Genomic DNA, 20565 nt, shown 5'->3' with positions numbered 1-20565 from the left:
TGAAATGTACACTCGATATTCTTATAACTTTGTAGCGGGAAAAATTTAAACTTATAAAACATGTTCAGACGACCTGAAATTTTTGGGCAATTTACAAATTTAGTTGCTGCCGAAACCACCCGGCATGGTGGTGTAAGCGAAAAACCTTATACATCGCTCAATTTGGGCTTGTATAGCGGTGATAAAAAAGAAACTATCATACAAAACCGTAGAATCTTGTATGATGCCTTAGGAATAGGCGAACGTAGAGTAGCTCATTCTCGGCAAACCCATAGCGATGAGGTAGTTGTGGTGACAAGAGGCAAAACATTTCAAGGGCATGATGCCTTGGTTTCAAATCGCAAAGGTGTTTTTTTGAGTGTGACAGTGGCAGACTGTACCCCCATTTTGATTTATGATCCTGTTAAGCAAGCTGTTGGTGCTGTGCATGCAGGTTGGCGAGGGACAGTCAAACAAATCACAGCAAAGGCGCTTCAGAAAATGCAAGAAGAGTTTGGTACAAGACCTGAAAATTGTTTTGCTTATGTAGGTACTTGTATCGACGAAAAAAACTTTGAAGTAGGAATTGAAGTTGCTGATGAGTTTAAGCCTGATTTTAAAAGGTTTGATGAAGAACGACAGAAGTACCTTATCGACCTAAAAAAGGCTAATTTCGCACAACTTTTAGACTGTGGTGTTCCTTTCGAACATATTCAAGTCTCGAAGTATTCTACCATTTTAAATAACGATGATTATTATTCTTTTCGAAAGGAAAAAGGTAATACTGGTCGGTTTACTACAATTATAGGCATTCAGCCTGAATAATTAATCTCTTGATAAATACCTAACGAATTTGAAGCCCAAGGCTAACTATTATTGATTAAACTGCTTTATAGACATTCTATTTCTGAAATTTATACAGATGGCTATCGAATCTTATTTCGATAGCCATTTTTGATATTGTGGAAATAAAGGATTTTATTGACTTATTTGAAGGGTGTTTTCTTGATAAAATTCAATAAAATTGTAGTAATTAAAGAACTTGTATTTGAAAAGTTATATATTTTAGGTTCTTTGAAACTTAATGACTTAACTTTGCGTCATAATACAAAATGAGGTAACACTGGTTTAGTTTTAGAGTGTTAAATGTTGCGTAATTTTTTGATTAATAGAAAATTACATTCGTGTTATCTCTCGCAACCTTCCGATTTTGTAAGCGGAGGACACTCTTCACTCAAATACACTTCAAATGAAATACAATTTGTTATTAGCAGACTTAATTGTGAAGGAATCACAAGCTGCAAGTAAAGCCAAAACTACTCAGAGTAGTGCAAAATCAGAAAAAAGTAATCGTAAATCATTCTGGAAAGCAATTTTAGCTTTCATGCTTAGCAACCAGAGTATAACGATGTACCGTGTAAGCTAGTAGTGTAATGTATCTATGAAAAAATCAAATCAGCTTGGCAACCTCTTGATAAGCAAAAGACTTGAGAACGGAAAGTAACCTCTCCAATCTCAAGTCTTTTTTGTTTATTGACTAATTTATAGTTTCACTCGAAACACCTTATCCAAAATTCCGCACTTTATTAGTTTCCGCCATTCTTCACACGACTTTTTTCTTCATCCAAGCCTGTTGAGCGGTTACGAGCAGCAGATACTTTTGAGTTACCAAAACGATAACTAAATGTCAAACGTACCTGACGACTATCCCACGTATTGCTTGAAATAATATCAACTGAGCCATATTGTGTTGTTGCCGTAGCTTTGTTGGTAAAGAAAATATCTTGAACGTTTAATTTCAAAGTCGCTTTCTTGTCAAGTAAAGTTTTCTGGATACCGAAGTTTACGGCACCTTGTGAATTGATTTTGAAAATACTCCACAAACCACCAGAAACATACCAACCACCCAATTCAAGTTTGTAATCTTTGCCTAAGCTAAACGTATTATTCGAGTTGAAATAATAGTTGGTTGCTGACGGAACTACATTAATATTTTGAATTGCGCCTTGTACTTTGGTATAATTCAAATTAAACTCGTTTACACTCATCCACCATTTTGTAATTGGTACTGGAGCCGAAATTGTCACGCCAAAGTTATCTTGTTGAGCTAAGTTGTCTACCGTTTGGTAAGTAGCTCTTGTTGCATCATTTTGTTTCAAGATTTCAGACATAAAATCAGACGTGTGACTGTAGTTAACCGTTGTAGAAATGATGCCTTTGTACGAGTGCGTTAATTCAAATGAATTGGTCAATTGTGGTCGTAAATATGGATTACCAACTTGATAAGTATATGGGTCTAAGAAAAAGACAAATGGATTTAATTGGTCATAACCTGGGCGGTCGATACGACGACTGTAAGTTACGCCTAATGTATGATTCTTATTGGCTTCGTATTGAACAAATGCACTTGGGAACAATTTCAAGTAGTCACGTGTAAAAGTTGAATCTTTTAGTGTTTCATAGCTTGTCGACTTACCATCTGCAATAGTCCATTCGGCACGTAACCCAACTTGCGCACTGAATTTTTTCCATTTAGTTTGATAGTTTAAATAAGCAGCGTTGATGTTTTCTTTATAAACAAACTGGTTACTGTTCCTTTTTAATAAATTCAAACCGTTGCCCTCTTGTTTTTCGAAGAATTTCAAATCGTTGTCAGTAACAACATAACTTGCTTTTACACCCATTCCCCATTTGGTAACTTTTGAAACAGGTAAGGTATAATCTACTTTTAACGAATATTGATTGATGCCAGAAAGACTTTTGTTTACCAAAGTAGAATCCGAACGAAATTTGCTCGTTAAATCATTCCCATTGAAATATTGAGTAATATAGTCATTGCTCGAACGGTTGTCATAATAAGCATAATCCAAATCGACTGTCAACTCACGACCCGTTGAATCGTATGTATGCTTTAAATTCAAGTTAGTCGAGATGTTTTTCCAAGGTTGCGATACATTATTTGCCGTTGGAATAGTCTGGGTAAGTTTGTTGTTCACATATTTGGTTGTTACTGTCAAAGCTGAGTCTGCGCCCCAACTTCCTGATGAACCATTGACCAAGACACCAATTGTTGTTTTATCAGAAATGAAATAATCTACACCCGCTTTTACAGAGTGATTGTAGTTAAAACTCATACGTCTACCATCGGCATGATACATTTCGTTTTGTGCTCTGAAGTAACGGTAAATATCATTGGTATTTTCCTGACGACGTTCATTCCAGCTATAATTACCATACGCATTTACTTTGCCATTGCGATAGTTGAGGTTTATCCCAGCATTTTCACGCAAATATTTACCATGTCCAATACCTACGTTAGCAGAACCGTTCAAACCCATATTAACGTTTTTCTTCAACTTGATATTGATTATTCCTGCTGTACCTGCTGCGTCGTATTTAGAGGAAGGATTGGTCATAATCTCAATTTGAGATAACTGTTCTGCCGAAAGATTACGCAAAAAGTTTGCTAAATCCTGACCCGACAAATATGAAATTTTACCATCAATCATGACACGTACGCCCTGTTTGCCTTTCAAGCTGATGTTTCCATCTTTGTCAATCATCACATTTGGTGAGCGTTCTAATACCTCTAATGCAGTAGAACCTGCCGCCATAATGCTGTTTTCGACATTGACAACAGTTTTATCAACCTGACGTTCGATGAATGGCTTTTGTGCAGATACTGTAACCTCGCTAAGCTGTTTACTTTCTTCTACTAATACAATGCTTGCTAAGTTGACATTTGTATTTCCCTCTGCAATGATGATTTTTGGCGTAAAGTACTTTTTATATCCCATTTGAGTTACACTCACAAGGTATTCACCAGCATTTATTGATTCAAATTCAAAGTGACCGTTGGCATCGCCCAAAGCACCTTTTACCAAGGTACTATCTTTTGCTTTGAGAAGTGTTGCAGTTGGGAATTCTACAATTTTATGTTGGTTGTCGCTAACCGAGCCTGAAATTTTTCCTTTTACTTGTGCCATTCCCGCATAGCTCAATCCACAAGTAATGATTGTCGAAAGTATAAATCGTTTCATCTTTTTGAAGTGTTTTATCATTGTATCGTGTCTCAAATAGGTTTAGAGGCACTTGAGGTAATGTGAATGTTATATCTCCCTTTGAGATTTGATTCAAAGTTACTTGCGAAACAAGCTACTTTGCAATGCAAACTACCTGATTGGTTTCTCCAAATGATAAATGGTAAATTGAGCCAAGAAAGCATTTGGAATGAAAAATGACTTGTGAGAGAATTTGTAGATAGGATGCAGAAGTCCAATGAAAGGTTGCAGATGATGTTGTAAAAATTGTAAAAAAAGTTTACCTGTACAGATGAATTATGATAAGTGGTTGATTATGAGGAGTAAGTGAGAGGTGTTTTTGAAGAAAAAAAGTATGTCGACTTGTAAATTGTAGAAAATTTTGCTTCAGGATGCGATTAGGGGTGCATCCTGAAGCAATGTATTATAGAGAAGCAATAATCTTTAAACCTTTTAGTGTAAGGGTTTTATCTACTTCATCAAACTCTGAACGAAGAGGAGTAAGGATAGACGAAAGTCCACCAGTAGCCAGCACTTTACATTCTTTTCCAACTTCTAGTTTGATTTGATGAATCATTTCTTTTACCATACCTACGTATCCCCACAAGATTCCTGCTTGAATCGCATGGACAGTATTTTTTCCAATTGCTGATTCAGGCATAGATAAGGGTACTTCAGGTAATTGTGCAGTATTAGAAAACAAGGATTTTACGGCTGTTTTAAGCCCAGGGGCAATCGAAACACCCAAGATTTTGCCTTCTCCCGATACTACAGTAAAGGTAAGGGCTGTGCCAAAATCTACAATCAAACAAGTTTGGTGATAGGTATAATAGGCATACGTCGCATTACAAACCAAATCGGTACCAATTTCGTAAGGGCTCAAAATTTCCATGTTGAGTTTATCGTACATTTCTGGTCCTACCATGATGGGCTGAATACCAAACATGGTAATCGACATATCTTTGATTACGGCTCGTAAATCAGGTACTACACAGCTAATAATGATATGATGAATATCGCTAAGCTTGAGCGAGTTTTCTAAAAAAAGCAAACGAAGTTGCGCCTCATAATCTTGAGAACGTTGCGAAAAAGAGGAGCTTATGCGAAACTGTTGAATCCATTGCTGGTCATCGTTTACACCAAAAACAATATCTGTATTGCCTATATCAATTGCTAAAAGCATAAAATATATGACAGAAACTTTCTGCCAAAAAGCTTAATGAATAATTTGAAAAGGGTTAAAATCTTTTTCAAAAGTACATATTATTTTAAGGATTTTATGTATCTCAAAAAGATACAATCCGTGGAGGGTTTCTTGAAAAGGTCTCCACGGATTAAAAATCACTAGAAACCTATACGACCTTTTCTTTGTTTGCCCTTCGAATCGTTGGCATAGTCGTGCATATCGGCTAATTCTTTGTCAAAGCCACCCGACAAAATAGGGAATCTCAACCAACTGCGTGGGTCGAGGTTGTGGTCATCTACGTGAAAACTTGGTGCATAACGCTCACGTTTCCATTGGTTTCGACTCCACAAGCGGAAGAATCGCTCGATACTTATAACTAATTTTTCTCTACTATAAATATCTTCAAACTCTAATTCCATTAATTCAAGGCAATCTTTGGGTGATTTCTTATCACGAAAAGCAGCGGTCTCTATCGCATTCAGAAGATCATAAGGCATCAAATCTTCTTCGTCAATTTGTTTTGCTTCCAATGGGCGAAGTTCTGCGGTTGGTTGCAAATTGTTCATTGCCTTCAAACCTGAAAGTCTTAGTTGTCCATCTAGCCCTGTATTTTCCAACCAGCGTAGCCAGTGACGTAAGAAATGCTTGTCAATACCTGCAATTGGTGAAATAGAACCAGAAGTATCGCCATCCATAGTTGCATACCCAACGGCAGCTTCCGAGCGGTTTGAGGTAGCCAGCAACAAGGCATTATTAATATTAGCCAATAGCCACGCACTTGGGGCACGAACCCTCGCTTGTATGTTTTGAAGAGCCAAATCATCGGTTTCCCAAGAAAGGTTTCTTCCAATAGCTCCCTGAATTAAATCTTTGTAGGTTTCTACCAAACCATTGATATTAATATGGTAAAAGGTCGTATTGAGAGATTCTGCCAGTGAGCTTGCCGAATAGCGTGTATCATCCGAGCTATTTTCAGTTCCTTGATAGATATTGGTAATCAAGGCCTTCGATAATTCTTGAACACTTTGGCAGTCTTGGATTTTCTTGATATATCCCAATTTTTGTTTGAAACCCTCTAGTCCTAGTTCTGCAACTCCAAGCTCAATCGCCAAATAACACAGACCTGTAATAGCCGAAGAGTCAGCTCCACCCGAAAGCGATATTACCCAACCCGACGAACGAGATTTTCGGAGATAATCAAATAGGGCAAGGGCAATTGCTCGTGCAAATTCTTCTTCTTTTTGAAAACCTTTTGCCTCCCAATGTTCTAATTCAAAACGTTGCTTGATGGGCTTGATAGGAGGGAAGTCGTATAGGAAAGGTACTTTCTGAGAAGTACCTGAAAAAGTTAAGCGATTTTGAACTTGTTCCAAACGTACTTTATCAATATCTATCACGGCAGGTGTCAAATAAAAATCACGATAGCTAAAGCGTGTGCCCGAAACCAACATTTCGCCTGCTTGCGCTATCATTGCATCGCCATCGAATATTGCACGACCCGCTTCGTTTCCTAATAAATTTGCATAGATATAAGCTACACCAAAGGCTCTAGAGCCATCCTGAACAAGGCGCTCGCGTGTTTGAGTTTTGAAAAATGCAAAATGCGAAGCCGTTGGATTCAAGATAATATCGACGCCTTGCAGATACAGAGAACGACCCGGACGATTTGCAATCCATGCGTCTTCGCATATCTCAAAACCTATTTTGATACCTCCTGCGTCAAAGATTAAATCACCAACGGGGTAACTAAACTCACCTATTGTTAGCTCAGTTCGCTGATTGTCTGGCCAAGGTTGAAACCAGCGAGTTTCATAATGAAGACCATTATTAGCTAAATTCTTTTTACATGCAAAACCACGAATTTGTTTATTAGCAATCAAACATGCTACATTATAAACACGGTTATTAATTCGGATTGGCAAGCCTACCGAAACAATAATGCCTGAGGTAACTTCAACGATGTCTTGGAGTATTTCTAGAGCAGTCTCGCATGTGCTAGTAGCATAAAACATATCTTCACAGCCATAGCCAGTAATACACAATTCGGGCAGACATAAGATAGATATTTCTTGATTTTTAGCTTCTTCGATACAGTCAATAATATTTCTTTTATTACCTTCCCATGCCAGGGGTGTTTGATTGACCACACCGGCAGCAACTTTTATTAAATTCATAGAATTTTCGGATAATTAATAGTGTAAGCACTGAGCCAATAAGACCATGCTTGGCATTGGTTATAAGAGGATATGCTTTTTGACAAAACAAAAAACTTGCTAAATCGAGTTCCTTGACTTGGTGGTCAGTGATATGCACTAATTTTTTTTGTCAAAATCAACCCTTTCACCTGGCAATAGATACTTGAATTTCTTTTTTCCTGTCTTTTTATCCTTTTTACCATTATATTTTTTTCCCTCGCCTAATCTACTCCATGGCCAATGTTTTTTGGTAGTCACCCAAGAAAATGCAGCACGTGGACGAAAATTACCACCCTCATGACGGTGTTCTGTATTGACTCTACAAGTTTTTTCAGGACATCTTCTTGCCCAAATACAGCCTGTTAGCAATTGACAAGCTCCAGCGAGTAACAAAAACAAAATGTATGCTCTTAGTTTCATATAGTTGACACAAGATGATTTAATTAAAGTTTACAAAATTAGTATTCTCTGTTGAATCTAAACTTTACCTGCACAAAATAGCAAATAAAAAGGTAGCCCTCGATGGAAGACTACCTTAAATTTTAACGATTACAAAATAGATATATTTAAAAATAAGTAAGGAATATAATGTTGTATATAATAAATTTCGAGAGACGAATATTATTGTCTTGAGTATCTGCTAACGGTCATATCGCCTAAATCAATCACTAAGCCATCAGGGCTTAAAATTTGACCATTTGAAAAATGACTGTGTTTGTTGTCACGATATTGTGGTTGTGGGGAATTCTTAAAATAGTATCCTTTGCCGTTAATAGCATATATGCCTTGCTCAAAGTCATTGAATAAAAACCCAAAATGTTCTTTAATTACACTAGCCTCGTTGGTTGTACCATTGTTAAACTGAGATGGTTCTAACAATAAACCTTCTGGCTCGGCAAGGATAAAATTTTGTCCACCAATTTGAACTTTAGCACATACGTCACTTACATACTCTATGTCAGAAGCACCCATTGTATCAGAATAAAAACCAATTGATTTTTTTAAATTCTCAACAACTAAATGGATGTTTTCGATTTTGCAAGTTGAAGTACTAACGTTTTCACGTTGAACAAACAAAAACAATTGATTATTGAAAGGGGAAGTAATTAAGACCTCTGTTGTTGGCTCGTCAGGAAGCATTGATTTGCTGTATTTGACTGGATACCCAGCAGCTTTCAATTCTTTGGCTGTTCTTTTCAAATCTGAAGTAGCAACAACAATCCATGCCAAACCATAGTTGTTGATACATGAGCCCCAGTTTTCAACACTTTTGTTGTAGTTACAAGTAGCGTTTGGTTCTGGTTTTTCTTTTTTGAATACTCTGATTACTGGCGAGTTAGGTAATTCAAATTCATAAATGTTTTGATCATTGTTTGTCAATAGATTTGCCCCCAAAACTTCTTGAAAGAAGAACATCGCTTTAGGTTTTTCGTCTTGGTTAGCGAGAGCTAAACTAAAATAATCAAGTTTTACACTTTCAGACTGGGCAGAAACACTATTTGACAAAAGAGCAAGTGCTCCAAAAGCCATCAATACGTTGCTAACCAACATTTTAGCAACAGATTTTTTTAACAAAGTAAGGAAATTGTTCATAATTATAATCTTTTAATGTGTTGCGATAAATATAGTGTGGAAATAATATTAATAATGATTGCGGTATTTTGCTTATCGATTAACTAGAAAATACGTGTTTGTCATTGATTATTTGATCACTAGGCAAATAATAACCTTCATCGATATCTGATTGGGATATATACGACTATGAGTTGGAAAAAGATTAATTTTTCGTAAAAAAAGGGAATTTGGAAAAGACGAGATAATTAAAGGTAGTACTCTATGTTGCTCATTTTAAAGTATTACTTAATTATGCTTTAATGATGCATTTTCCAAATATCATAGAACACTGTAATACTTAACTAAAAAGACGGTTTATCTAGTGACTAGGTATTACAAGTTTACTTGTTTTATAAAATTGTGACTACTTGAAGCTGGCTTGAACAAATATAGTAGCAATAAATGAACAATGCAAGAAAAAAATAAAAGAAATTTCCTGAAATAAGGGGAAAATTTATGATATACGTAGAATATCCTGTTGCTAAAATAATTTATTAATAAATCTGTATAACTAAATATTTCTGTTTTTGTACAATTTATTTTATCGTAATATGTTGAAATTCAATATTTTAAATAAATGCTATTATATGTTGTGTTATATATTTGTTATAGTTTGATAAGTGTCGTACATTTTTGATAAAAGTAGAAAGTGTTGTTTTAAAATTTTATATTTATCTCTGTAACTCAAAAAAAATAGAGTATGTTTTAAGAATCCCTATTTTTTTTTAACTTTGAATTAGAAAATTATATATATTTAATTATCCTGCCTAAGAAGTCTTACAAAAAGAAAATTATTTTGAATTGTATTTAATATAATTGAATCTCTAAAGCCTTATTCATTAATATAGAATTCATGTTAGAAAATCATAAAAGGCTGTAAATGAACATGCCAAAATAAACCGTCAATCTAATTTTGAGGTTAGCTTTGCTATAGCTTTCCTGTCCTATTCAACTATGATTCGTGTAATTTGTTTGTTGGTCTTGTGGCTGCAATTGTGCAATGATTCATTTGCACAAGCACTCAAACCTTTCTTTATTCATTATGGTACCAATCAAGGGCTTTCTCAAAGTCAGGTTGGGGCTATTTTGAAAGACAAACAAGGCTTTATGTGGTTTGCCACACAAGAAGGTCTCAACAAATTTGATGGATATACTTTTACCATTTACAAACATTACCCAAACGATGTTAATTCGCTTTCTGACAACAATATTTTTGATATTGTAGAGGATTTAAAAGGAGATATCTGGATTGCCACAGGCAGAGGCCTTGACAAATTTGATAAGACTACAGACGTTTTTACCCATTATACTACACAGCTTCCTGATATAAAAATTAGAGACCTTTTTATCGACTCCCGACAACGCCTCTGGCTTGGAACTGCCAATGGACTTTATTTATTTAATGGACTCAAAAATAGTTTTAGTGTTTTTAAACATCTTGACAATAACGCCAATTCGTTAGCAGATAGTTACATATATCGAATGAGCGAAGATGCCAAAGGGAATATATGGATTGGGTGTAAAAATGGATTGTCTGTTTTTAATCCTAATACCAAGCGTTTTCGTAACTATTTTCACGATAATAGTAATCAATCCTCATTGTCTAACAATTGGGTTACAAGTGTTTTGAAGGATAGCCATAATCGTATGTGGATTGGAACCAGAGGAGGAGGGTTAAATCTCTATAATGAGTCGTCGGATAGCTTTCAGATATTTCAACACAAAATCAACGACCCTAATAGTTTGGCACACAATGATCTTCTTTGCCTTCAAGAAGATGAAAAAAATAATATTTGGATTGGAACAGAAAATGGTGGGTTAAGTGTGCTAAATCTCCAAAGTTTCAAATTTATTACTTATAAGTTTGATGCTAATGACCCAAATAGCCTTAGCAATAACTCTGTATATAGTATCTATCGTGATGATATTGGTAATATTTGGGTAGGGACATGGTCGGGAGGTGTAAACTTCTTACCAAAATTTGGACGGAAATTTAAAAGTTATAAAAATCAAATTGGAAGTAATAGCTTGAACAACAATTTTGTTTTGTCTATTACTGGAGATGGAAAAAATCAAATATGGATTGGCACAGACGGAGGAGGTATCAACTATTTCAATCGCAAAACTCAGATTTTTGATTTTATCAAAAATAATCCTACTAACCCCAATAGTCCTAAAACAGATTTTGTGATTGCAGTTGATTATTTTAATCCAGCTATGTTGGCATTGGGATATCACCGAGGAGGTTTTGGCTTGTATAATATCCTGACCAAAACTTTTGAAAATTATTCTTTAGATACACCAGACCCCAAGGCTCGCATTAGCTCTTGGAGTGTAAATTCCGTTGTTAGAGACCATCAACAGAATTTTTGGATTGGGACTTGGAATGGAGGCTTATGCTTTATGAATGCACAGACTCATGACGTTACGACTTTCAAATACGATTCTCATGATCCTAATTCCATTCCCAATAATAATGTAAATACAGTTTTTGCGGATAACGCTGGACGAATATGGGTAGGAACCGAAACAGGTGTAGCTAGGTATATTCCTAGCACAAAGTCATTTGTGCGTTATATTCATCAAGTTACCGACCCGCAAAGTATTTCAAATGACTATATCACTTGTTTTGCAGATGGACCTCAAGGGTACCTTTGGATTGGTACGAGTGGAGGCTTGAATTTACTGAATATAAAAACTGGAAAGTTTAAAAGATTCTCAGAAATTGATGGCCTTGCCAATAATGCGATTAAAAGTATAGTGATTGATAAAAAGCAAAACCTTTGGATTAGCTCCAATAAAGGTTTGACAAAGTTTAACTTCAACAGGAATTACATTAGAAACTATTCATTAGCTGATGGTCTACAAAGTAATGAATTTAAAGCTCGTGCTTCCTTTATGACCGAAGATGGAGAAATTTATTTTGGTGGCCCCAACGGATTCAATAGTTTTTACCCCGATAGTATTAAAGATAATACATTTGTACCTCCTATATATATAACTAATCTTTCGATTTTTAATACCCCTATCAAAACAGGATTTTCAAACCCTAATTTTCCAACTCATATAAATGCTTCTAAAAAAATTGTACTCAATTATGACCAATCGGTATTTACTTTAGAGTTTGCTGCTTTAAATTTTACCCTTTCCGAAAAAAATCAATATGCTTATAAACTTGAAGGTTTTGATAAGCAATGGAATCATGTTGGGAGTAATCGAAGTGCAACCTATACCAATTTAAACCCAGGTACATATTGGTTTAAAGTAAAGGCATCTAATAATGATGGGATTTGGAACTCTGATGGTATAATGCTCGAAATCGTGATATTACCACCGTTTTGGATGACGTGGTGGTTCAAAGTATTCGTGCTTATGTTGGGATTAGGTGTAATTTTATTGGCATATTGGTTGCGAGTACGTACGATTCATAAACAAAATGAACGCCTAGAAAAGGAAGTTATAGAAAGAACGATTCAGTTACAAAAAGCCACCGATGAAGAGCATAAGGCTCGTTTGGAAGCTGAAAAAGCCAATAAAGCCAAAAGTATTTTCTTGGCAACGATGAGTCATGAAATTCGTACTCCAATGAATGGAGTAATCGGAATGACAGGATTACTCAACGAAACAGATCTTTCCGAAGAACAGGTGAGCTATGTAAGAACAATTAAGCAGTGTGGTGAAGATTTGCTGGCAGTAATAAATGATATCTTAGATTTTTCTAAAATTGAATCGGGTAATGTTGAACTAGAAGAGCGAATTTTTGATGTGCGTGCTTGTGTAGAAGAAATGCTTGATGTGTTTGCTTCCAAAGCCTCCGAAGCCCGTTTGGACTTAATGTACGAAATTGGCTATAATGTACCTCAACAAATTGTAGGCGACGAGCAACGACTGCGTCAAGTACTACTCAACTTGGTTGGAAATGCCATTAAATTTACTACAAAGGGCGAAATATTGGTAAGAGTACAGCTTCAAAATCAACATGAAGAACATGTAGATTTATTGTTTGAGGTAATAGATACAGGTATCGGTATCCCAAATGATAAACTTTCACGCTTGTTCCGTGCTTTTTCGCAAGTAGACTCATCAACAACACGTAAATATGGTGGAACAGGCTTGGGACTTGTCATTAGCGAAAAGCTTATCCGACTAATGGGTGGTGCTATTGGGGTAGAAAGTAAAGAAGGGGAAGGAAGTAATTTTTATTTTACAATTCACTCAAAAATTAGTAAAGAACCTATTCAGTCGTATCGCTTGCTTAATGAAGTAAGTTTTGACAATAAACGAATATTGGTCATAGATGATAATCAAACAAATCTGAAAATTCTCAAGCAACAATTGAGCTCATGGGGATTAGAGGTAGTTTTGGTTGAAAGAGCTGACCAAGCATTGGCTTTATTGACAGATGAATCCTTACTTTTTGATGCTATTATAACTGACCGCCAGATGCCTGGAATGGATGGCATTGCGCTTGCCAAAAATATTCGTGAACAAAGAAAAAACCTGCCTATTATCTTGTTGACCTCAGTGACGGATGATTCGCATAAAAACCATAAGGAGCTGTTTGCTGCGGTACTCACCAAACCTGTAAAGCAACATTTGTTGAGTAAAACCCTTTTGATGATATTAAAAAAGACGGAGAAAACAAATGAAGGGGTCAATATAACTCATCAGAGAAAGCTCTTTTTGGATTTTGCTCAGCAGTATCCATTAGAAATACTCGTAGCTGAAGACAATCCTATGAATCAGTACCTAATTGGTAAAGTCTTGAATAAATTAGGGTATCAACCTCTAATGGTCAATAATGGACTTGAGGCTTTATTAGTTACTCAAGAAAGAAGCTTCGATTTAATTTTTATGGATGTACAAATGCCAGAAATGGATGGGTACGAAGCATCTGTAGAAATTAGAAAGTTACATTCAAAACAGCCTATTATTATTGCCATGACAGCTAATACGATAGATGAATGTCAAAAAGAAATTGAAGGAGCAGGTATGAACGACTATTTGAGCAAACCTTTTAGTTTAGATACGATTGTTAATACTCTGCAAAAATGGGCTATAGAACGTTCCTAAATAAAAAGGTAAACAGAATATAAAACAAAAAAGCTCGACATTTGTCGAGCTTTTGAGCCTTCTATCGGGATCGAACCAATGACCTACTGATTACAAGTCAGTTGCTCTACCAGCTGAGCTAAGAAGGCTTTTTTCAACGTTATTGATTTGTTTGTCGTTTAACGTGGTGCAAAATTAGTATTTTCATCTATATCATGCAACTATTTTACAAAATATTTTTCAAAAAATATTTTGTAAAATAGTTAAGTTTTTCATTTTTAATAGTTTAGCTATAAATAAAAATAGGATTTGAATGCTTCAATCAAAAGAAATTTTATTTTTAGGACAGACTCTGTATAAACTCTAATTTATACTAAAAGGTACAAGCATCTAGTTATTTGAAATAAATCGTAACCTACAGTTTTTCACTTTGGCGCTTTTTTGCTTACTATATGTAGATTTATTTGGTTAAATAGTCAATATCTTTTTACGTATTTTGAAATGATATACTAAAATAGCACTCGTTTTGTTGTATATTTATTAAAAAAACTCTCTTAAGCTAATTTGTTATATTTAATTAAACTCATTGTTTTAGGCTTCATGTGCTCCTAAGTATCCACGATTTTATAAACCATTTGTAGTTTCGACAGTTCTATTCATCCTATCATTTATATAAACCTTACTTAATCTGGTTGGTTAAAGTTATGATTGTTCCAGCAATACTAGAAAACGAAAAAGAAAGACTAAATACCGTAAAGGCGTATAGAATATTAGATACCCTTCCTGAAAAGGATTTTGACGATATTGTTCAAATTGCTTCTCAAATTTGCCAAACTCCCATTTCTACTATTACCATTATCGATGAAAATCGACAGTGGTTTAAAGCTAAAAATGGGCTAGATGGAAATGGAGGTCCGCGTGAGCTATCTTTTTGTGCTCATGCGATTGTACAACCAGATCGTCCTTTTATTATAGAAGATGCACGACAAGACAAACGCTTTTCGGATAATCCGCTGACCGTAGGTTCGCCTTATGTGGTTTTTTATGCAGGAATTCCACTAATAGCCGAAAATGGTCACGCTCTAGGAACTTTATGTGTTATTGATAGTAGCCCAAAAGTCTTAGAAGAAGAGCAGATTGTTGCATTGAAGGCTTTGGCATCTCAAGCTATGGGGCAGTTGGAACTTCGTAAAAAAACCTTTGAACTGACTGAAACGAAGGACAGACTTGAGCAAAAAAATTATGCTTTAACAGAAGCCAAAGAAAATCTGGAAATAGCATTAAAGGCAAAATCTACCTTTTTGTCTATGATGAGCCATGAAATACGCTCACCATTGCATGCAATTTTAGGTAATATCGACCTCCTTTTAGAAGAGTCTCCTCGACCCGACCAAGAGGACTCTCTCAATGTTTTAAGGTTTACTGGAGAAACTCTACTATCGATTATCAATGATATCTTAGACTTTAGTAAGCTAGAAGCAGGAAAAGTTCAGCTCGAAAATATTAGCTTCAATGTTCGAGATTTGGTAAAAAACATTGCTAGTATAAACTTGCATCGAGCCCAAGAACAAGGTAATAAAATACTGATTGAGATTGCTGAAAATGTCCCGAATTATGTAGGAGGAGACCCCATAAGACTAGTACAGGTCATTAATAACCTTGTATCTAATGCAGTAAAATTTACTAAGAATGGTACCATTACAATAAAAATTAATCTAAAAGAACAACTTAAAACAGATAATATTCTTACAATAGAGGTCATAGACACAGGTATTGGTATTCCGCAAGAATCTATTAGTCAGATTTTTGAAGAGTTTGTCCAAGCCTCTAGTCGTACCACACGGCAGTTTGGAGGGACTGGTTTGGGATTGGCTATTATTCGTAAAATTCTAGAATTGTTCGGCACTCGCATATTGGTAACAAGCGAGGTTGGTAAAGGATCTAATTTCTTTTTTGATTTAAAAGTTGCTCAAGTACAGCAAGAAGTAGTTAAAAAAGATGCTGTTGCTAATTTTAATTTTGAGGGCTTTAATGTTATGGCGATTGATGACAATGAAATAAATTTAATCATCATTAATAGAAGCTTACAGAAGAAAGGAATTTCAGTCAAAACTTTCAACAATGCGATAGATGCACTAGCATCCTTGAATGCTGGAATACATTACGATTTAATTATTGTCGATTTACAAATGCCAGAAATGAGTGGATTTGAGTTTGCGGAAGAGGTACGGAAGTTTTCAGATATTCCTATTATTGCCAGTTCAGCTGATAATAATACCGAAACCATCGAACTAGCTTTGAGTACAGGAATGAATGATTATTTATTGAAACCTCACACGCCACAAGATTTGTATATATTGCTTGCTCAGCATTTAAGATATGTAACTGAAGAATAAAAAATAGGTCAGCGAGGAATATCCTGCTGACCTTTATTATTTATAAGAAAATTGGGAGTTACTGGTTTGTTTAGGCTTATTTCAAAAAGCCTTTGAAAAAGTTTACATGCAATTTCTCTAAGCGATCTGCATGAACTTTCATGCGCTCAGAGAATTTACTATAATCTTTCAATTCCTTTTTCGTCCATGCTACTTCAGATAATGCCGATGCACGTGGAAAAACCATGTATTCAACGTAATCGCTTGTTTGCATATATTCAGTCCAAACGTTTGCTTGTACACCAATAATATGCTTTTGTTGTTCAGGCGAAAGTTCAGTTGGAGTAGGCTCATAAGAATAGATTTTTTCTAAAGTTGTAAATCCACCAATTGCCAAAGGCTCAGTTTTAGGGTCAGCTTGGTAATGATCCAAATACACATAACCACCAGGTGTCATAATGGCATCATGGTTTTCTTTGGCTGCCGCAATACCACCTTCTGTTCCTCTCCAAGACATTACAATTGCATTTGGTGAAAGTCCACCTTCCAATATTTCATCCCAACCAATCATTTTACGACCTTTTGAAGTAATAAATTTATCAATACGACGGATAAAATAACTTTGCAAGCCATGCTCATCACCTAGGTTTTCACGTTTGATGATTTCTTGACAAAAACGGCTTTCTTTCCATTGTTTCTTAGGGCATTCGTCCCCACCGATATGAATATATTCACTTGGGAAAAGCTCCATTACTTCCGTCAAAACATTCTCTAAAAACTGAAACGTTTCTTCTCTTGGGCAAAGAACATCTTCATATACACCCCAGTCAGTAGCAGTTTGATAGATTTTATCAGGATTACAACCAAATTCTGGATATGCTGCCAAAACTGCTTGTGAGTGCCCTGGCATTTCAATCTCTGGAATTACATTTACAAACTTCGCTTTAGCATACGCAACTACTTCTTTTACTTCGTCTTGTGTATAATATCCACCATAAGGTTTGCCATCAAATTTCTTAGAGTAAGCTCTACCCACTACAGTTTGTGCACGTTTTGATGCGATTTCTGCCAATTTAGGATAGCGCTTAATTTCAATTCTCCAGCCTTGGTCTTCTGTCAAGTGCCAGTGAAAATTGTTCAATTTGTGTAAAGCAATCAAATCAATATATTTTTTGATAAAGCTCACAGGGAAGAAATGACGACCCACATCCAAGTGCAAACCTCTGTACGAATAGCGAGGAGCATCTGCAATAGAACAATTAGGTACTGACCATGTTACACCAGTAGATTTTTCTTTACTGAAAATTTGATTTGGAAGTAATTGTAACAAACTTTGTAGAGCATAAAAAGCTCCTTTTCCTGTACTAGCTGCAATACTCACTTGTTTGCTACTAACATTGAGCGTATATCCTTCTTCTGCTAGTTGGTCATTTTTTACAAACTGAATACTATTGCTTACAGCCTTGCTATTTGAGATTACTACCTTTGGGGTAGTCCCTGTTGCGGCGCCCAATTGGTCGGCCAACATAGAAGCTACTTGCTTGAAAGTTGGGTCGTTGGTACTCACAACAATACTCGTATTTCCTTTTACCACGAATTGTCCTTTTTGAGGAGTCACCATTTGAGGTAAAGGGACGATATTATATTGATTTTGTGCAGAACTCATAAAGACTACACAAGCACAAATAAGAGTTAATAGTTTTTTCATAAAAAATTGGTTTGATAAAGACGATTCAAAGTTAGGTAAAAAAACTCCAAAGTGTATAAGTAAAAATGAATATTTTTAAATTATTTTAATAAATAGGTAATATATTTCTTATTTATTTTAATATAATATATGAAACCTTAATTTTTACAATATGATACTGATTGATAAACTGTTAAAGCAAAAAATTTGGTCTTGGTTATGTGGAGGACTAATCATTGTACTTTGTGCTATTCCTTCAAAGGAAATACCTCATTCTCTTAACTTTTATGATAAAACACAACATTTTATAGCATTTGGCGCATGGGCATTTTTAACAATGTATGCTTATTCGTCGTTTATTGGAGTTGCAGTGGGAGGAGCCTTGTTTGGCTATGGTATTGAAATAATGCAATACTTATTGCCAGCATCTTTTCATCGAGCCTACGATTTAGCAGATGTTCTTGCAGATTTTATTGGGGTATTACTCGGAATATCGTTAGCCATTCTATTTTCCAAGATATTCAAACAAGGATAAAAGGGTTTTGTCGGAAATATATTACTGTTTATAGCCGAATAAAAATGAACTATTCTGATTTTGGAAATTAATATAACTTGATAACGATTCATCAAAAAAAGCGGTCGAAAAACAATTTCCGACCGCTTTTTTGATACTATAGTGCTCGTTATAAGATGCAAATCATTGCGCCTCTACAGCAAGAATGCAAATTTTTATATAATCACTCATGCACTCAATCACAATTCACTCAATTATTAATCTAGCCTATCACAACTGGTCCCGCTTGGTTGATTCCAGAAACATAACAATCCGAATCGATACCTACTTTTGCAAAACCTTCTTGCATAGCTCTGCCAACTTTTTGAGCCGTGTCAAAATCTTTTGACAAAGCAAACATCGAAGGGCCAGAGCCAGAGATAGAGCAGCCAAGTGCTCCATTTTCAAGTGCAGCATTTTTGACAACGTCAAACTGAGGTATCAAAATCGCACGAACAGGCTCAATGATTACGTCAACTAGCGAGCGAGAAATCAAATCATAATCAGGAAGCATCAAACCCGCTACCAAGCCAGCCACATTGCCCATTTGTGTAATCGTCTTTTTCAATGATATTTCACGCTTCAAGATATTACGTGCATCCTTGGTATTTACCTCTATATGTGGGTGTACAATGGTGGCATACAATTCTTTGGGCGTACGAAGTTGAATAATATCCAGTGGGTCATAACTACGAATTACCGTAAATCCGCCCATCAAACTTGGTCCGACATTGTCGGCGTGTGCCGAGCCACAAGCAATAAATTCACCTTCCATCGCAAAAGGTAATAAGTCTTTTTGTGCCAAAGGACGACCCAATAACTCATTTGCTGCAAATACCCCAGCCACTGAAGAAGCTGCCGAGGAGCCTAATCCAGAACCTAGTGGCATCAATTTTTTCAAGTCCATTTCAAAACCCTGCGATTCAGCACCGATGGCTTCTAAGAACTTGATGATGGCAATACCAGCCGTATTCTTGCTTGCTTCCAAAGGCAAACGACCTTCGTCACCCTCAATTTTATTGATTTTTACGCCTTTTGCATTGGTTTTGCGCAGCACTAGCTCATCGCCAGGATTGTCTACTGCAAAGCCAAATATATCAAAACCACAAGCCACATTGGCAACCGTAGCTGGGGCGAATACTTTTATTGAATTTGTCATTAACTCGTTTTTTCCACAGAAAATTAAATTATCAACACTGCGTATATCAACTAGTGCAAAAAGCCTAATTCTCTGAATGCACTTTTTAAGTTTTCTTTAAATTGACGGAAAGAATCTAGGTTTTCTAATTTGCTCAAATCTATCTTCTGACCTATAATTTGATACAATTCAGAAATATCTAATCCTCTATTCCTTTTTCTTCTCGTTAAATCACTTTGAGCAATCCGAATAGCATTATTTATAGTTCCTTTAGGATCAGCAATACTTTCTGGCGCTGAATGAATTCCTAAATCAACGTTAGTTTTTTGCGTACCAATTTCACTTTTCAATAACTCTTTATCTGCTAACATCCATGCTTCTGTCATGTGGACAGGGATAACAGATACTAGTATTTTACAAAATTCTGCTTCATTTGTTTCATTTAAACTAGTAATAGCTGGACGAATTTTAGCTTCCATTACATTTGAGTCATCGGAATCATCAGCATCAGTATGTACACAAAGGAGCATTATCCCAAAATCGTTAAGTCCTTTTTGAGAAGCTTCTAGTACTTGGTCAACAAAGCCAAGACCTGTTTTATTTATCTCAATAGCTTTTACTTCTGTTTCAATTTGTCCTTGGCATTCAAACGCTACGTCCTCTAAAGTTTTTATAACTACACTCTCCAAAAAACGAATATCAGTTGAACCTTCAGCAAAGAGTCCAGCAACAATTAGGTTAGACAT

Annotated in this window: 13 protein-coding genes and 1 tRNA gene; 5 read left to right on the top strand and 9 right to left on the bottom strand. The window is 35.7% G+C overall.

Going from position 1 to position 20565, the window contains the following annotated elements:
- The first annotated feature begins 60 nt into the window (after positions 1-60).
- The gene (gene pgeF, locus QM491_RS03265) at positions 61-804 is read left to right on the top strand and encodes a peptidoglycan editing factor PgeF (protein ID WP_283325809.1); all 744 of its coding nucleotides are present in this window, start codon (positions 61-63) and stop codon (positions 802-804) included.
- Between the two features lie 424 nt (positions 805-1228).
- The gene (locus tag QM491_RS03260; RefSeq protein ID WP_283325808.1) at positions 1229-1405 is read left to right on the top strand and encodes a hypothetical protein; all 177 of its coding nucleotides are present in this window, start codon (positions 1229-1231) and stop codon (positions 1403-1405) included.
- Between the two features lie 160 nt (positions 1406-1565).
- On the opposite strand, the gene QM491_RS03255 is transcribed toward QM491_RS03260, so the two are convergent.
- The 5 genes from QM491_RS03255 to QM491_RS03235 all read right to left on the bottom strand — a co-directional run bounded on the left by QM491_RS03255 (position 1566) and on the right by QM491_RS03235 (position 8993).
- Positions 1566-4019 carry a TonB-dependent receptor gene (locus tag QM491_RS03255; protein WP_283325807.1) on the bottom strand — a complete coding sequence of 818 codons (2454 nt, stop codon included), beginning with the start codon at positions 4017-4019 and terminating at the stop codon, positions 1566-1568.
- 424 nt (positions 4020-4443) lie between these two features.
- Positions 4444-5202: a type III pantothenate kinase gene (locus QM491_RS03250; RefSeq protein WP_283325806.1), complete on the bottom strand. Its 759-nt coding sequence runs from the start codon at positions 5200-5202 to the stop codon at positions 4444-4446.
- Positions 5203-5363: 161 nt separating this feature from the next.
- Positions 5364-7379 carry an NAD(+) synthase gene (gene nadE, locus QM491_RS03245; RefSeq protein ID WP_283325805.1) on the bottom strand — a complete coding sequence of 672 codons (2016 nt, stop codon included), beginning with the start codon at positions 7377-7379 and terminating at the stop codon, positions 5364-5366.
- Between the two features lie 138 nt (positions 7380-7517).
- On the bottom strand, positions 7518-7820 hold the full coding sequence (locus QM491_RS03240) for a hypothetical protein (protein WP_283325804.1): 303 nt from the start codon (positions 7818-7820) through the stop codon (positions 7518-7520).
- A gap of 201 nt (positions 7821-8021) precedes the next feature.
- A complete protein-coding gene (locus QM491_RS03235; protein ID WP_283325803.1) occupies positions 8022-8993 on the bottom strand; it encodes a VOC family protein in 972 nt (323 codons plus the stop codon).
- A 975-nt stretch (positions 8994-9968) separates the two neighbouring features.
- Between QM491_RS03235 and QM491_RS03230 the strand changes: the two genes are divergently transcribed.
- Positions 9969-14087: a hybrid sensor histidine kinase/response regulator gene (locus tag QM491_RS03230; RefSeq protein WP_283325802.1), complete on the top strand. Its 4119-nt coding sequence runs from the start codon at positions 9969-9971 to the stop codon at positions 14085-14087.
- Positions 14088-14142: 55 nt separating this feature from the next.
- Here QM491_RS03230 and QM491_RS03225 read toward each other — a convergent pair.
- Positions 14143-14215, bottom strand: a tRNA-Thr gene (locus QM491_RS03225).
- Positions 14216-14770: 555 nt separating this feature from the next.
- Here QM491_RS03225 and QM491_RS03220 point away from each other — a divergent pair.
- Positions 14771-16462, top strand: coding sequence for an ATP-binding protein (locus tag QM491_RS03220; RefSeq protein ID WP_283325801.1), 1692 nt, complete (start codon positions 14771-14773; stop codon positions 16460-16462).
- 76 nt (positions 16463-16538) lie between these two features.
- Here QM491_RS03220 and QM491_RS03215 read toward each other — a convergent pair whose 3' ends face one another.
- Positions 16539-18149: a beta-N-acetylhexosaminidase gene (locus QM491_RS03215; protein WP_283325800.1), complete on the bottom strand. Its 1611-nt coding sequence runs from the start codon at positions 18147-18149 to the stop codon at positions 16539-16541.
- Between the two features lie 151 nt (positions 18150-18300).
- On the opposite strand from QM491_RS03215, the gene QM491_RS03210 reads away from it, so the two are divergent.
- A complete protein-coding gene (locus tag QM491_RS03210) occupies positions 18301-18663 on the top strand; it encodes a VanZ family protein (RefSeq protein WP_283325799.1) in 363 nt (120 codons plus the stop codon).
- A 241-nt stretch (positions 18664-18904) separates the two neighbouring features.
- Here QM491_RS03210 and QM491_RS03205 read toward each other — a convergent pair whose 3' ends face one another.
- Complete coding sequence (locus QM491_RS03205) at positions 18905-19840, bottom strand: homoserine kinase (protein ID WP_283325798.1); 936 nt, start codon at positions 19838-19840, stop codon at positions 18905-18907.
- A gap of 50 nt (positions 19841-19890) precedes the next feature.
- On the bottom strand, positions 19891-20565 hold the full coding sequence (locus tag QM491_RS03200; protein WP_283325797.1) for a DUF4276 family protein: 675 nt from the start codon (positions 20563-20565) through the stop codon (positions 19891-19893).

The sequence above is a fragment of the Flectobacillus longus genome, from assembly GCF_030056705.1.
In the GTDB taxonomy this organism is placed as follows: domain Bacteria; phylum Bacteroidota; class Bacteroidia; order Cytophagales; family Spirosomataceae; genus Flectobacillus; species Flectobacillus longus.
The sequence above is the reverse complement of the archived record's forward strand: the minus strand, read 5'-3'. Positions and strand labels throughout refer to the sequence as shown.

Coding starts and splice junctions, on each gene's coding strand:
- pgeF (WP_283325809.1), top strand. CDS start 61: ATGTTCAGACGACCTGAAATTTTTGGGCAATTTACAAATTTAGTTGCT.
- QM491_RS03260 (WP_283325808.1), top strand. CDS start 1,229: ATGAAATACAATTTGTTATTAGCAGACTTAATTGTGAAGGAATCACAA.
- QM491_RS03255 (WP_283325807.1), bottom strand. CDS start 4,019: ATGAAACGATTTATACTTTCGACAATCATTACTTGTGGATTGAGCTAT.
- QM491_RS03250 (WP_283325806.1), bottom strand. CDS start 5,202: ATGCTTTTAGCAATTGATATAGGCAATACAGATATTGTTTTTGGTGTA.
- nadE (WP_283325805.1), bottom strand. CDS start 7,379: ATGAATTTAATAAAAGTTGCTGCCGGTGTGGTCAATCAAACACCCCTG.
- QM491_RS03240 (WP_283325804.1), bottom strand. CDS start 7,820: ATGAAACTAAGAGCATACATTTTGTTTTTGTTACTCGCTGGAGCTTGT.
- QM491_RS03235 (WP_283325803.1), bottom strand. CDS start 8,993: ATGAACAATTTCCTTACTTTGTTAAAAAAATCTGTTGCTAAAATGTTG.
- QM491_RS03230 (WP_283325802.1), top strand. CDS start 9,969: ATGATTCGTGTAATTTGTTTGTTGGTCTTGTGGCTGCAATTGTGCAAT.
- QM491_RS03220 (WP_283325801.1), top strand. CDS start 14,771: ATGATTGTTCCAGCAATACTAGAAAACGAAAAAGAAAGACTAAATACC.
- QM491_RS03215 (WP_283325800.1), bottom strand. CDS start 18,149: ATGAAAAAACTATTAACTCTTATTTGTGCTTGTGTAGTCTTTATGAGT.
- QM491_RS03210 (WP_283325799.1), top strand. CDS start 18,301: ATGATACTGATTGATAAACTGTTAAAGCAAAAAATTTGGTCTTGGTTA.
- QM491_RS03205 (WP_283325798.1), bottom strand. CDS start 19,840: ATGACAAATTCAATAAAAGTATTCGCCCCAGCTACGGTTGCCAATGTG.
- QM491_RS03200 (WP_283325797.1), bottom strand. CDS start 20,565: ATGTCTAACCTAATTGTTGCTGGACTCTTTGCTGAAGGTTCAACTGAT.